Here is an 11,977-nt window from a genome sequence, read left to right on the forward strand (position 1 = left end):
GGTCGACGACGACCGGATGACGAAGAGAGACAGCCATGAGCTCAACGCATGACGCCTACGACGTCGCGATCGTCGGCTACGGCCCGGTGGGTGCCACCGCCGCCAACCTGCTCGGCCAGATGGGCCTCAACGTCGTCGTCATCGAACGCGACCCCGATATCTATTTCCGGGCCCGCGCGATCTCCACGGACGAAGAGGTCATGCGCGTCTGGCAGCAGGTCGGCCTGTCCGACCGGCTCAACGCCGATATGCAGCCCGGAGCGGGCGCCAACTTCGTCGACGCCGACGGCGTGAGCATCGTGAAACTGCAGCCCGTCGACCGCGGCAACGGCCACCCGCCGCAGCAGTTCATCTACCAGCCCGCGGTGGACAAGGCGCTGCGCGAGGGCGTCGACCGCTTTCCTAACGTCTCGATCCTGCTCGAGCACGAGTGCCTGCGAGTCATCCAGCACCCCGACTGCGCCGAACTCATGCTCGCCGACCTGACCACAGACGAGTTCAAACGCATTCGCGCCACCTACGTGATCGCCGCCGACGGCGGGTCCAGCGCGATTCGCGGCCAACTGGGCATCGGGTTCGGCGGCCGCACCTTCTCGGAACGCTGGATCGTCATCGATACCAAGGTTCTCCAGGAATGGCCCGGACACGACAGGCTGCGCTTCCACTGCAATCCCGCCCGGCCAACCGTCGACTGCCCGACTCCCCTGGGCCACCATCGCTGGGAGTTCCCGATGCGAGACGAAGAAGACGACAAGGATCTGCTCACCGACGAGGCCATCTGGAAGGTCCTCACCGACCAGGGCATCACCAAGGCGAACGTCGAGATCATCGGGTTCGCCTGCTACAGCCACCACGTACGGTTCGCCGACCGGTGGCGGGTCGGCCGGGTCTTCCTGGCCGGCGATGCCGCACACGCGATGCCGCCGTGGATCGGCCAGGGCATGTGCGCCGGAGTGCGCGACGTCGCGAACCTGTGCTGGAAACTGCAAGCCGTCATCTCGGGGTCGCTGCCCGAATCGGTGCTCGACACCTACCAGGCCGAGCGACTGCCGCACGTCAAGGAGGTCACCAACCGCGCGGTGAAGGTCGGCAAGATCATCGTCGATCGCAATCCCCTGCGCGCCAAGGTGCGTCGGCAGTTCTTCCGCACCGCGACCAAAGTTCCGGGTTTCGAAACCTGGCTGCGCAACAACCGATGGCTGCCGCCCGCTCGGTACGGGTCGGGACTGCTGGCCCGCAACGGCAATCCCGCGGCCGGGTGGCTGATCCCCCAGCCGTGGGTCATCGACGCCAACGGTGACCGTGTCCGGTTCGACGATGTCGTCGGCGGCACGTGGACGGTGTTGCACACCGGTGCCGACAGGGCTTCGCAGGCGTGGCGTTCGGCCGGAGTGCCGGTCATCGCCATCGCTGCGCCAGGCAGCTCTCCCGGCGTCGGCCGGATTGTCGACTGCGACGGCACGCTGACCCGCTGGCTGGCGGACAAGAAGTCGTCGGTCATCGCCTTGCGCCCAGACGGATTCGTCTATGCCGGTGGCACCACCGACAAACCGCTACCTCCTCCGCCGGCGGGATTCACCGCGGCGGCCAACCGAGTAAAGGATCACGCATGACCACCACTGAGCTGACCGAACGCGTCGTCACCGTCGGCGGCAGGCCGATCTTCGTCGCTGAAAAAGGCTCCGGCCCAGCGATTGTCATGTTGCACGGCGGCGGCCCGGGGGCATCCGGCGTGTCAAACTACGGTCGCAACATCGACGCGCTGGCCCAGGCCTACCGCGTCATCGTCCCCGATATGCCCGGGTACGGCCGCTCGGTCAAGCACGTCGACCACAGCGACCCGTTCGGCTACCTGGCCGATTCCATGCGTGGCCTGCTCGACGAATTGGGCATCGACACTGCCCATCTGGTCGGGAACTCATACGGCGGCGCTGCGGCCCTGCGCCTGGCGTTGGACACCCCGCACCGGGTGGGCAAGCTGGTGCTGATGGGGCCGGGCGGAATCGGAACCACCCGCGGCCTTCCGACCGACGGGCTCAAGAGCCTGCTGTCCTACTATAGCGGCGAGGGACCGAGCCGGGAGAAGTTGGCCGCGTTCATCCGCACCTACCTGGTCTACGACGGCGCCGCCGTGCCCGACGAACTCATCGACCTGCGCTATCAGGCCTCGCTCGACCCCGAGGTCATGGCCAACCCGCCGCTGCAACGCCCTTCGGGACTGCGCACCCTGTTTCGCATGGACCTGACCCGCGACAAGCGGCTGCGGAACCTGCCCAACCCCACGCTTATTCTCTGGGGACGCGACGACAAGGTGAACCGGCCCTCTGGCGGCCCGATGCTGGTGAACCTCATGCCCAACGCCGAACTCGTCATGACCTCTCATACCGGCCACTGGATGCAGTGGGAGCGCGCCGAGTTCTTCAACGAGGTGGTCGCCGAATTCCTTTCCTCCACATCCCGATTGGCGATCTCATGACCGACATCTTCGGCAAGGTACACCTCGGCTATCTGGTCATCGAGACGCAGAAGTTCGACGACTGGCGCCGGTTCGGCCGCGATGGCATCGGCATGCATCTCGACGAGACGCTGCCCGATGTGGTGCGGTTCCGCCTCGACGACAATCCGTGCCGGGTCCTGTTGCAGCGCGGGCCCGCCGAGGATGCCACCGCCCTGGGCTGGGAACTCGACGACCACGCCACGTTCGACGTCATCGAGTCGCGCATCCGGAGCCATGGTGTTCCGGTCGTCGCGGGCTCGGCCGAAGACTCCGAGTTGCGTGGTGTGGAACGGTTCGCCCGCTTCCCCGGCCCCAACGGGCTGACTCAGGAGATCTACGTCAGCCCCCGCACGGCGTTCGAGCCGCTGCGGCTGGCCGCGGCGGGCGGGTTCGTCACCGGCACCGACGGCATGGGCCATGTGGCCATCGCGACCAAGAAGCCGCACCAGATGCGCGGGTATTACAGCACGGTGTTCGATGCCCGGCTGTCGGACTACATCGACGAGACGATCAGCGGACTGAAGTTCAAGATCCGCTTCCTACGCGTCAACGAACGTCACCACACCGTCGCGATCGCCGCGGTGAACCGGTTGCCGCTCAACCCGATTCGGACCAAGATCCAGCACTGCAATGTTCAGGTCGCCGAACTCGACGATATGACGTCGGCCTATCAGCGGGTCAAGGAGCTGGGCTTCGACATGGCTCTGTCGGTGGGGCAGCACACCAACGACAAGGAGCTGTCGTTCTATGCCGTGACACCCTCGGGTTTCGAGTGGGAGCTGGGCTGGAACCCGATCGTGGTCGACGAGTCAACGTGGGAGCCCACCACCCACCAGGGCATCAGCATCTGGGGCCACACACCCGAGGGGCAGACGATCGTCGAGCTCTTCGAACGGTTCAAGACCGGAGCACAATCGGTCCTGCATCGCGAAGACCCGGTACCGGCACTCGCCGGCGCCGGAATTCAAGACGCCTAAGGACAAAGGAGTCCCCATCATGACCGCACCGAACCGCATCGACGTCCACCAGCATCTGTTACCGCCGCCCTACGTCGACTGGCTGCGGAAGAACGGCATCGCCGACGCGGGCGGACGCGATCTGCCGGACTGGAGCGCCGGGGCCGCACTGGAGCTGATGGACCAGATCGGCACCGCCACCGCGATCCTGTCGGTCTCGACACCGGGGACCGGACCGGCCGCCAGCGCGCAGGAGGCAGTCCGAGTGGCCCGTGAGGTCAATGACTTCTCCGCGGAACTGGCCAAGGACAACCCCGAGCGGTTCGGCTTCTTCGCCACCGTCCCCCTCCCGCACATCGACGGGGCGCTGACCGAAACAGCCAGGGCTCTCGACGATCTCGGCGCCGACGGGGTGGTGCTGATCGCCAATACCAACGGCACCTACCTCGGGCAGCCCGAGCACGAGAAGCTGTTCGCCGAACTCGACCGCCGACATGCAGTCGTCTTCATCCACCCTGCCGAGCTGCCCGGCCCGACGGTCGAGGGCATCCCGCCGTTCGCCGCGGACTTCCTGCTCGACACCACCAGAGCGGCGTTCCTGTTGGTCCGCAACGGCATCCGGCACCGCTACCCCAATATCAGGTTCATCCTCAGCCACGCCGGCGGCTTCGTCCCCTATGCGGCGTACCGAATGGCCCTGCAGATATTCGGCGAGAGCCTGCAGCAGAGCCAGGATCTCACCCAGATGCCCGGTGATGTCGCCGGCCGCAGCCTCGACGACGTCCTCGCCGATTTCTCCGGCTTCTACTTCGACATCGCCCTGTCCGGCAGTCCATCGGCGTTACCGAGCCTGCTCGCGTTCGCCGACCCCGGACACGTCCTGTTCGGCAGCGACTTCCCCTTCGCACCCCCGGTGGTGGTCCAGTACTTCACCGCCACCGGTGATGCCTACGTCGACGCCGATCACGCCGCCGTCAATCGCACTAACGCGTTGCCACTGTTCCCGCGGCTGGCGTAAGGACGCTAGACGCGCGGGTCCTTGACGTAGGTCCGGAAGATATCGGCGGGGATCGCGTTGCCGGTGAACAGGTCGTGGATCAGGCTCACACTCGGGCGCGGCGTGCGCTGCAGGGTCACCGGATCATAGGAGTAAAGGCCGTATTTCGGGTCGTAGCCCAGCACCCACTCCAGGTTGTCGGTCAGTGACCAGGCGGTGTAGCCGACGATGTTCATGCCGTCGGCGATCGCTTTGTTGATCACCGCCAGGTGGCGCACCACGTAGGACGCACGCTTGGTATCGGTGGCGTCGGCGAGTCCGTTCTCGGTGATCCACAACGGTTTTCCGTAGGAGTTGGCGATGTCGAGGACGTCACGCAGTCCGGCCGGGTTGATGATCTGGGCGGTGTCGCTGCATTCGGTGGCCGGGCAACCGCCCGCCACGACGTTGATCAGCGGGGAGAACTCCGGGTAGCCCTTGATGATGGGCAACGCCGCGTCGGCGAACGCGCCACGGTAGGCCGCGACGATACCCTGGCTGTAGTAGTTCACCCCGAAGAAGTCGGCCTTTCCGGCCAGCTCGGGATGCACCTCGTCCGGGGTGATCACGCCGTCGAAATTAGCGTCGACCTCACCGCGGATCACCGCGTCGGGGAACCACCGGTTGTAGAAGTCGCTGAAGTCGGCGGCAGCCTGCTGGTCGGTCGGGTTCGCCGGGTCGCCACCACGCCAGGAGTACATGTTGAGCGCGAACCCGACCTGAGCGTCCGAATCCAGTTGGTGGATAAGGTCATAGGACGCCGAATACGCCGCGGCCTCGTTACGCAGCCCGACTGCCACCAGGTCGGGCCTGCTCAGCGCGGGCGGGAAATTGGTGGCCAGCGGAATGGCGTAGTACGACGTCAGCATCGAGTTGACCGGCTCGTTGAGCACTACCCACGTCTTGACCTCGGAGCCGAATTTGTACGCCAGGTAGGCGGAGTACTTCTCGAACTCGGTGACCGTCGACGATGACACCCAGCCGCCGCCGGATTGCGGTGTGAGACCGAAGATCTCCTGAAGGCGCGCCTGAGCCGGGTTGTGTATCCACAGCGGCAGGGTGAAGTGGTTGATCGTCACCATCGGCGCCAGCCCGGCGGCGTTCATGGCGTGCAGCTCGTCCTGGTAGTGACTGACCGCATCCTGGTTGGCCAGTGCGTCGAGCTGTGCCAGGACCTCGGGGGTGAAGCCGTTCGAGATGTCCACCGAAGCAGTCGAATTCGGGAAGATCCGGCTCCACTCGATGCCCAGCCGGAAGGTGTCGGCACCCACGCCGTTACGGGCGAGGTCGATGTCGGTCGGGTATTGGGTCCACTCCCCCGGCCCGTTCTCGGGGACCGCACCCTTCCAGCCGAGCAGCAACTTGTTGGCCGCGTCGTGGGTCCATTGCCACCAGTCGGAGTTGACGTCCACCGGCGTGCCCGCTCCCATCTCCGACTGGAAGCCTGCCGTCGACACTCCCCAGTGGAAGCCGTCGGGGAAGACCAGCGCGGTGGTGGCTCCGGTCCCGTCGAAGGTCAACTTGACGGTGGCGGTCGTGGTCGCCCTGGGCAGGTAGTCCGAGAGCAGCGACCCGAGCAGCGGGATGCTGCGGATGAAGTCCACCGGCGCCTGTGCCAGCCCGGCCAGTCCGTGGATGTGAAAGCTGGTGTCGTCGCTGACGGCGACGGTGAACGCGTCGTTGCCGCCGTAGGTGCCGACGTCGACCACCGGGGTGTAGGTGAAGTCGCCGGTGTTCTGGTCGACGGTGACCCGGCCGAGGGTAGGTGCGCTGATCACGCTGTAGACCAGCCGGTCGCCGTCGGCGTCGGCCGCACCGAGGTTGCCGGTCACCACGCCGTCGGCGCTCTGGGTGGTGATCGTGGGATTGGTGGTCGGGTACTTGTTGGCGAAGGTGCGCTCGAGTTCGCGGCCGACACCCTCGAGCAGGCTGAGCAGGGTCGTGCTGTTCGCGGGTGCCACCGGTGCGCCGGTGCGCACCGCCGTTCCGGTGGTCACCGGCGAGGTGGTGACGGTGCGCTGGGCCGTCACGGTCGCAGCGGCCGGTGCAGAAACGTTGGCGCGCTTAGCATTTGCCCGATCTGACGCCGAGCGGGCGGCTGAGCGCGCCGACTGGCCGTGACTGGGGCCCGCCGTACGTGCGCTACTGGAGTCCGAAGACGAGGTGTCGGCACGGGCAGGGGAGGCCAGCCCGGTCGCAACGGCGGCGCCGATACCCAGGGCGACAGCCAGGGCGCCCACCCGCCCGATGGAGGCCGCGGCGCGCGCCTGCCGCTGGTCCGCTGTTCTCATGCCCGAGCTCCGCCCCGTCGCGGTGTCAGTTAACGGACATGATGGGTGCGCTGCTACGGCGCGTCAAGCACCGGCCCGGCCCAGGAAGGGCAGGACGCGCTCGGCGAATCGGGCCGGGCACTCGATTTGCGGCATGTGTCCGACCCCGGAGAGCAGGTGCACCTCGGCGTGCGGGTAGACCCGCTGGGCCTCGGCGATGTGGTGTGCGGGCAGCACCCGGTCGCGGGTGCCCCACATGATCAGGGTCGGCCGCGGGGTCCGGGCCACGGTGGCGGCCAGCTCACGGCGCCACTGCGGCTTGACACCGCGCGGTGTGCCCAGCGCCATGGCGGTCTCCCGCAGCACCGTGCCCGCGTCGGGTTGCTGCGCGACGGCGTAGGCGTGATCGATGCGCTCCTTGGTGGCCACTGACTTGTCCGCGTGGATCAGCCGTTCGAAGAGCACCGCGTTGAGCCGGGAGGGCCGCCGGACGCTCAGCTCGCCGACGACGGGCACCGTCAGCATCCGCAAGAGCGGGGTGACCTCCGTGCCGAATCCGGCGCTGTTGATCAGGGCCAGGCTGGCCACCCGGTCGGGCTGGTCGGCCAGTATCTGCTGGGCGATCGCGCCGCCCAGTGAGTTTCCGACCAGGTGCACGGGCCGGGTCTCGCCGAGCTCGTCGAGGGTGCGGCCGACACCGTGGGCCAGGACCGCCAGCGTGATCGCCTGGCGGGGCCGCTCGGAGAAGCCGAACCCCGGCACGTCCAGGGAGATCACCCGATGGTTCTGGGCCAGCCGCTCGTGTTGCGGTGCCCAGTCCTCGAGGCTGCGGCCGATGCCGTGGACAAGCACGACCGGTGACCGGTCGGGGTCGCCGTCGACCCTGACCCGGGTGCGCCGGCCGTCCACCTCGATGAAGGTGGTCCTGCTCATGCGGAGGCGAAGTCCGGTTTGGCCGCGGCCGGCGTGAGGGTGCTGAACCGCAGGGCGGCGTTGTCGACCGGTCCCTTGCGCAGCCGCTCGTAGTCGGACTTGTAGTCCATCGCGACGCTCCACGGGCCGGAGGTGCCCTGCTGCGGGAACGTCTCGAGCGAGCGCAGGATGTAGCCGGCGGAGAAGTCCAGCAGCGGACGTCGCTCGATGGTCGGGTCGTCGACCACCGGAACGACGCTGGCGTAGCCGTGCTGGTCCATGTAGGCCAGCATCCGGCACAGGTGTTCGCAGACCAGGTCCACCTTCAGCGTCCACGACGAGTTGGTGTAGCCGATTGCGAACGCGAAGTTGGGCAGGCCCGAGAGCATGAAGCTCTTGTAGGCCAGGCTCTCGTGCAGGTCGACGGCGTGGCCGTCGACGGTCAGCTGGATGCCGCCGAAGGCCTGCAGCTTGAGCCCGGTTGCGGTGACGATGATGTCGGCGTCGATCTGCCTGCCGGATTCCAGCAGGATGCCGGTCTTGGTGAAGCGCGCGATGCGGTCGGTGACCACCGAGGCTTTGCCCGCCGAGATCGCCCGGAACAGATCGGAGTCGGGCACCGCGCACATCCGCTGATCCCACGGGTTGTAGGTCGGGTTGAAGTGGGTGTCGACGTCGTAGCCTTCCGGCAGCGCCTTGACGTTGAGGGCGCGGATGACCCGCCGCACCTGCTTCGGATACTTCTGGCTGGCGGCGTAGATCAGGCGTTGGCGGCCGACGTTGAGCTTGCGGGTGATGCGGTAGGCCAGCTTCTCCGGCAGCGCTTTGCGCAGCGAGTTGGCGATCGGGTCCTTGCGCGGGAGCGGCATCACATACGACGGCGAGCGCTGCAGCATGGTGATGTGGGCGGCGTCGTCGGCCATCGCCGGGATCAGGGTGACCGCGGTGGCGCCCGAACCGATCACGACGACCTTCTTGCCGCGGTAGTCGAGGTCCTCGGGCCACTGCTGCGGGTGGATGATCACACCGTCGAACTCGTCCTCGCCCTCGAAGTCGGGACGGTACCCGCCGGCATAGTCGTAGTAGCCCGCGGCGGAGAACAACCAGTCGCAGGTGACGTCGGCCTGCTGGCCGTCACGCTCCAGGGTGACCGTCCACCGGGCGGTGGCGGAGTCGAAGTTGGCGCCGACGACCTTGTGCTGCAAGTAGATTCGGCGAGCCAAGTCGTCCTCTTCGATGACCTCGTGCAGGTAGTCCAGGATCTCGTGGGCGTCGGCGATCGCATTGTCGGATGTCCACGGCTTGAACTCGTAGCCGAAGGTGTGCAGATCGGAGTCCGACCGGATGCCCGGGTAGCGGAACAGGTCCCAGGTGCCGCCGATCGCCTCGCGGCTGTCCACGATCGCGAAGGTCTTGCCCGGCTGCTTGGTGACCAGGTGGTGACCGAGGCCGATACCGGAGATGCCCGCGCCGACGATCAGCACGTTGACGTGGCCGCTCAGTGGCTGCTTGGGACGGGCCTGGTTGAACGAGGTGACGGTCATTGGGGACACTCCGCATCGAGGGTAGAAACTGTAACAAGAGTAGTGTTATAGTTTCGCCGAGCCTTGTCAAGAACTTCTTTTCCCAGGAGAGAGCACCGAATGGCCACTGCAACCGCGTCGCGGCGTGAACCCGTGCAGGCGCGCAGTCGGCGGACCGTGACCCGGATCCTGGACGCTGCCGCCGCCATCGCCGACGAGCAGGGCGTGGAGGCCGCGACCACCCGCGCCGTCGCCGACCGCGCGGGCGTCTCCTATCCCTCGCTGTACCGGTTCTTCGCCGATCGCGACGCCATCTTCGACGAGCTGCTCACCCGGCACTGCAACGAGATCGACGCGCGCTGCATCGAAGCCGAGCAGACCTGGACCGTCACTTCATTTGCCGACCTGTTCAACAAAGAGATCGACCTACACGTCGAGTACTACCGCAAGCACCCCAGTTCGGCGCGGCTGTGGATGGGTGGGCGCACCTCCCCCGCGGTCACCAAGCACGTGCGGATTCGCATGCAGACATTGGCCAATCGGCTGCACGGCATCCTCGTCGACGCGGGGCTGATCCCCGTCGACATCGACCCGCTGAACATGCTTGTCGCGGTCGAGATGGCCGATCGTCTGCTCGAACTGTCCTACCGGGACAACAACGACTTCGACGAGACGATCCTGACCATCGGCCGCACGGCGCTGGTGGCGTTCGGCGAGGCGCTGGCCGGCTCCTAGGGCCGTTCGAAGTGCTGGTAATCGATCGGGTTGTGCCAGCTGCCGCCCCACGTCCAGCCGCGGTCGGTGAAGGCGCGGACCGCGGGGTCTGCGGCATGCAGGATGCCGGGGTCGGTGCGGTTGCGGTCCAGATACTGTGCGGCGGTCTTCGGTTGCAGGTCACCGGATTTCGTGATGTATGGGTTGAGCAGCGGGTTGACGTCGACCGCCCTACCGTAGGCATGTAGCGACCAGGCCCTGCCCGACGGCAGCGGCCGGCAGTTGAAGGCCGAGGTGTTGTTGTCCTCCATCGACGCTTCGTCGTCGGCGTTCGGGTAGTGCTCGACGGTCTGCATCGTGGCGATCGGATAGCGCTGGCGCGCCAAGTCGGCGAAGATCGCGATCACGTCAGCCACGAGAGCCTCGTTGACCACCAGCGCGCCCCGATGGGTCTTGCCGTCGAAGCCGACGTAGTCGAGCTCGACCCGGCGCAGCTGCTCGGGAGTGACGGGACAGTCGGGGTGCCAGGTGGCGCCGAGGTCGGCCGCGGTGACCCGCTGCACGACAGGCCCCGACGACGTGGGGGCGGGCGCCGGGGCCGAGATGACGCTCGATGAACCCGTCGCACGCGGTGGGGTCGGCTGATGGGCACACGACACGAGCAGCAGTGCCGCGACGACCACGAAAGGAACCGATCGCAACGACATGGCGGGAGCCTACGCGCGCTCCGCGATTACGCGCCCAAGCCGCCGCTGGGATGTCAGCATCACATCAGTCACGCATCTGGGCCGGCTGGGTCGGCTTCTCGGTGACGCCGCGCGACAAGTAGGACGGTTCCTATGACTGACCGATTCGTTCAGGTCGTCTTCGCCAATCCCGTTGCGGGCAAGGAGGACGAGTTCAACGACTGGTACGACAACGTCCACATCCCCGAACTGCTCACAGTGCCGGGCATGTTGTCGGCGACCCGCTACACCCTTCACGACGCAGCGATCTACCAGGCCGAAGGTGGCGTGGCACCTGAGCACTGGTACATGTGCGTCTACGAGCTGGAGGGCGACGTCGACGAGATCATGGGCAAGATCCGCAAGAGCGTCGCCAGTGGAGCCGTGCACATGAGCGACAGTCTCGACCTGACCAGCGCGCGGGTGTCCTTCTGGACCCGAGGCAAGACCACGCACGCTGTGACGTAGGGCTCGACTTCGAACGGGCCGACCAGCACCTCAGTGCCTGTGCACCACAGCTATTCAAGCGGATGACGCCGCCGGGTGGCGCCCCACAGGCCGACGCCAACGCCCACCACCGCACCGCCGAGCCCGATGATCTGCTGGCCGCGAGTGAGCTCGCGGTGCACGCTGGCACTTCCGAGCAGGTCTGCCGCGTCGGCACCGCCGGAGGCCAGGAACCAGCCGCGGGTGTCTTTGCCGCGCAGGCCCGCCGAGAGCAGCAGTCCGCCGATCAACGCATCGCGGTAGCCCATCGAGCGCAGCAGCAGCCGCGCCGAGGGGCCGGGATCGTTGGGTTCGCCCCACAGCCGATTGGCACGCAGCGGGTCGACCAAGAACGACAGACCCGAGGCGAGCCGGATGCCGCCGGCGACCAGCGCGGCGCGATCGACTGCCATGGCTACAGCGTCGCGGTGAACGGGCCGAGGATCTGGCAGGGCGGGGATGCGGGCTGCAGAGCCCAGGCCGCGCAGCCGCGTCCGGTCGCGACGTAGGTGGTGCCCGGGTGATACGGCACGGAGATCGTCGCCGGATCGGCGCCGCGGGCCTGGGTGCACTGGATGACGGAATCCTTGTCCAGCGGTTGGATGCAGGCAACGGCCGAGTACGGCCCGGCGGCCGCACCGCAGCCGGCGATGACTGCGGTGGAGCTGACGGTTCCGCCGGTGACCTCCGGTGGTGACAGCGTGTAGGTGCACGGGGCGTCAGGCCCGGCATGCGCCACTCCGATGGCGCTGCCCAGCGCCGCCATACAGACCGTCGACATCAACAGCACTGGCCGCTTCATGGCCGAATCGTAGAACAGGGCGAGCGGCCGGAGGATGGCTTTAGACTCAGCTGACC

At 67.1% G+C, this 11,977-nt stretch carries 12 protein-coding genes; 6 read left to right on the forward strand and 6 right to left on the reverse strand.

The window, feature by feature from the left end:
* The first annotated feature begins 35 nt into the window (after window positions 1–35).
* Genes HBE64_RS16425 through HBE64_RS16440 form a run of 4 tightly spaced genes read left to right on the forward strand, consistent with a single transcriptional unit; the run spans window position 36 to window position 4,471 of the window.
* Entirely contained in the window at window positions 36–1,613 is a 1,578-nt protein-coding gene (locus HBE64_RS16425) for a bifunctional 3-(3-hydroxy-phenyl)propionate/3-hydroxycinnamic acid hydroxylase (protein ID WP_167104312.1), read from the forward strand.
* Window positions 1,610–2,476 (forward strand): alpha/beta fold hydrolase, encoded by an 867-nt coding sequence (locus tag HBE64_RS16430; protein ID WP_167104315.1) that lies wholly within the window; start codon window positions 1,610–1,612, stop codon window positions 2,474–2,476. Before HBE64_RS16425 ends, HBE64_RS16430 begins: the two co-directional genes overlap by 4 nt.
* Window positions 2,473–3,474 (forward strand): VOC family protein, encoded by a 1,002-nt coding sequence (locus tag HBE64_RS16435; RefSeq protein WP_167104318.1) that lies wholly within the window; start codon window positions 2,473–2,475, stop codon window positions 3,472–3,474. The genes HBE64_RS16430 and HBE64_RS16435 overlap by 4 nt, the downstream gene beginning before the upstream one ends.
* Window positions 3,475–3,493: 19 nt before the next feature.
* Entirely contained in the window at window positions 3,494–4,471 is a 978-nt protein-coding gene (locus HBE64_RS16440; protein ID WP_167104321.1) for an amidohydrolase family protein, read from the forward strand.
* 5 nt (window positions 4,472–4,476) lie between these two features.
* Here HBE64_RS16440 and HBE64_RS16445 read toward each other — a convergent pair whose 3' ends face one another.
* The 3 genes from HBE64_RS16445 to HBE64_RS16455 all read right to left on the reverse strand — a co-directional run bounded on the left by HBE64_RS16445 (window position 4,477) and on the right by HBE64_RS16455 (window position 9,215).
* A complete protein-coding gene (locus HBE64_RS16445) occupies window positions 4,477–6,780 on the reverse strand; it encodes a family 1 glycosylhydrolase (protein WP_167104324.1) in 2,304 nt (767 codons plus the stop codon).
* A gap of 63 nt (window positions 6,781–6,843) precedes the next feature.
* Window positions 6,844–7,692 carry an alpha/beta fold hydrolase gene (locus HBE64_RS16450; RefSeq protein ID WP_167104326.1) on the reverse strand — a complete coding sequence of 283 codons (849 nt, stop codon included), beginning with the start codon at window positions 7,690–7,692 and terminating at the stop codon, window positions 6,844–6,846.
* The gene (locus HBE64_RS16455; RefSeq protein WP_167104329.1) at window positions 7,689–9,215 is read right to left on the reverse strand and encodes an NAD(P)/FAD-dependent oxidoreductase; all 1,527 of its coding nucleotides are present in this window, start codon (window positions 9,213–9,215) and stop codon (window positions 7,689–7,691) included. Before HBE64_RS16455 ends, HBE64_RS16450 begins: the two co-directional genes overlap by 4 nt.
* Window positions 9,216–9,314: 99 nt before the next feature.
* On the opposite strand from HBE64_RS16455, the gene HBE64_RS16460 reads away from it, so the two are divergent.
* On the forward strand, window positions 9,315–9,929 hold the full coding sequence (locus HBE64_RS16460) for a TetR/AcrR family transcriptional regulator (protein ID WP_167104332.1): 615 nt from the start codon (window positions 9,315–9,317) through the stop codon (window positions 9,927–9,929).
* Here the strand turns inward: HBE64_RS16460 and HBE64_RS16465 are convergent.
* Window positions 9,926–10,615 carry a M15 family metallopeptidase gene (locus HBE64_RS16465; protein ID WP_167104335.1) on the reverse strand — a complete coding sequence of 230 codons (690 nt, stop codon included), beginning with the start codon at window positions 10,613–10,615 and terminating at the stop codon, window positions 9,926–9,928. The two genes, HBE64_RS16460 and HBE64_RS16465, sit on opposite strands and share 4 nt — an antisense overlap.
* A 132-nt stretch (window positions 10,616–10,747) precedes the next feature.
* On the opposite strand from HBE64_RS16465, the gene HBE64_RS16470 reads away from it, so the two are divergent.
* Window positions 10,748–11,101 carry a DUF4286 family protein gene (locus HBE64_RS16470; RefSeq protein ID WP_167104338.1) on the forward strand — a complete coding sequence of 118 codons (354 nt, stop codon included), beginning with the start codon at window positions 10,748–10,750 and terminating at the stop codon, window positions 11,099–11,101.
* 50 nt (window positions 11,102–11,151) lie between these two features.
* Here HBE64_RS16470 and HBE64_RS16475 read toward each other — a convergent pair whose 3' ends face one another.
* Window positions 11,152–11,532, reverse strand: coding sequence for a DUF4267 domain-containing protein (locus HBE64_RS16475; protein WP_167104341.1), 381 nt, complete (start codon window positions 11,530–11,532; stop codon window positions 11,152–11,154).
* A gap of 2 nt (window positions 11,533–11,534) precedes the next feature.
* Complete coding sequence (locus tag HBE64_RS16480) at window positions 11,535–11,921, reverse strand: hypothetical protein (protein ID WP_167104344.1); 387 nt, start codon at window positions 11,919–11,921, stop codon at window positions 11,535–11,537.
* Between the last annotated feature and the right edge of the window lie 56 nt (window positions 11,922–11,977).

The organism is Mycobacterium sp. DL592 (assembly GCF_011694515.1).
Classification (GTDB): domain Bacteria; phylum Actinomycetota; class Actinomycetes; order Mycobacteriales; family Mycobacteriaceae; genus Mycobacterium.

Coding starts and splice junctions, on each gene's coding strand:
- HBE64_RS16470 (WP_167104338.1), top strand. CDS start 10,748: ATGACTGACCGATTCGTTCAGGTCGTCTTCGCCAATCCCGTTGCGGGC.
- HBE64_RS16435 (WP_167104318.1), top strand. CDS start 2,473: ATGACCGACATCTTCGGCAAGGTACACCTCGGCTATCTGGTCATCGAG.
- HBE64_RS16455 (WP_167104329.1), bottom strand. CDS start 9,215: ATGACCGTCACCTCGTTCAACCAGGCCCGTCCCAAGCAGCCACTGAGC.
- HBE64_RS16480 (WP_167104344.1), bottom strand. CDS start 11,921: ATGAAGCGGCCAGTGCTGTTGATGTCGACGGTCTGTATGGCGGCGCTG.
- HBE64_RS16430 (WP_167104315.1), top strand. CDS start 1,610: ATGACCACCACTGAGCTGACCGAACGCGTCGTCACCGTCGGCGGCAGG.
- HBE64_RS16425 (WP_167104312.1), top strand. CDS start 36: ATGAGCTCAACGCATGACGCCTACGACGTCGCGATCGTCGGCTACGGC.
- HBE64_RS16475 (WP_167104341.1), bottom strand. CDS start 11,532: ATGGCAGTCGATCGCGCCGCGCTGGTCGCCGGCGGCATCCGGCTCGCC.
- HBE64_RS16460 (WP_167104332.1), top strand. CDS start 9,315: ATGGCCACTGCAACCGCGTCGCGGCGTGAACCCGTGCAGGCGCGCAGT.
- HBE64_RS16445 (WP_167104324.1), bottom strand. CDS start 6,780: ATGAGAACAGCGGACCAGCGGCAGGCGCGCGCCGCGGCCTCCATCGGG.
- HBE64_RS16450 (WP_167104326.1), bottom strand. CDS start 7,692: ATGAGCAGGACCACCTTCATCGAGGTGGACGGCCGGCGCACCCGGGTC.
- HBE64_RS16440 (WP_167104321.1), top strand. CDS start 3,494: ATGACCGCACCGAACCGCATCGACGTCCACCAGCATCTGTTACCGCCG.
- HBE64_RS16465 (WP_167104335.1), bottom strand. CDS start 10,615: ATGTCGTTGCGATCGGTTCCTTTCGTGGTCGTCGCGGCACTGCTGCTC.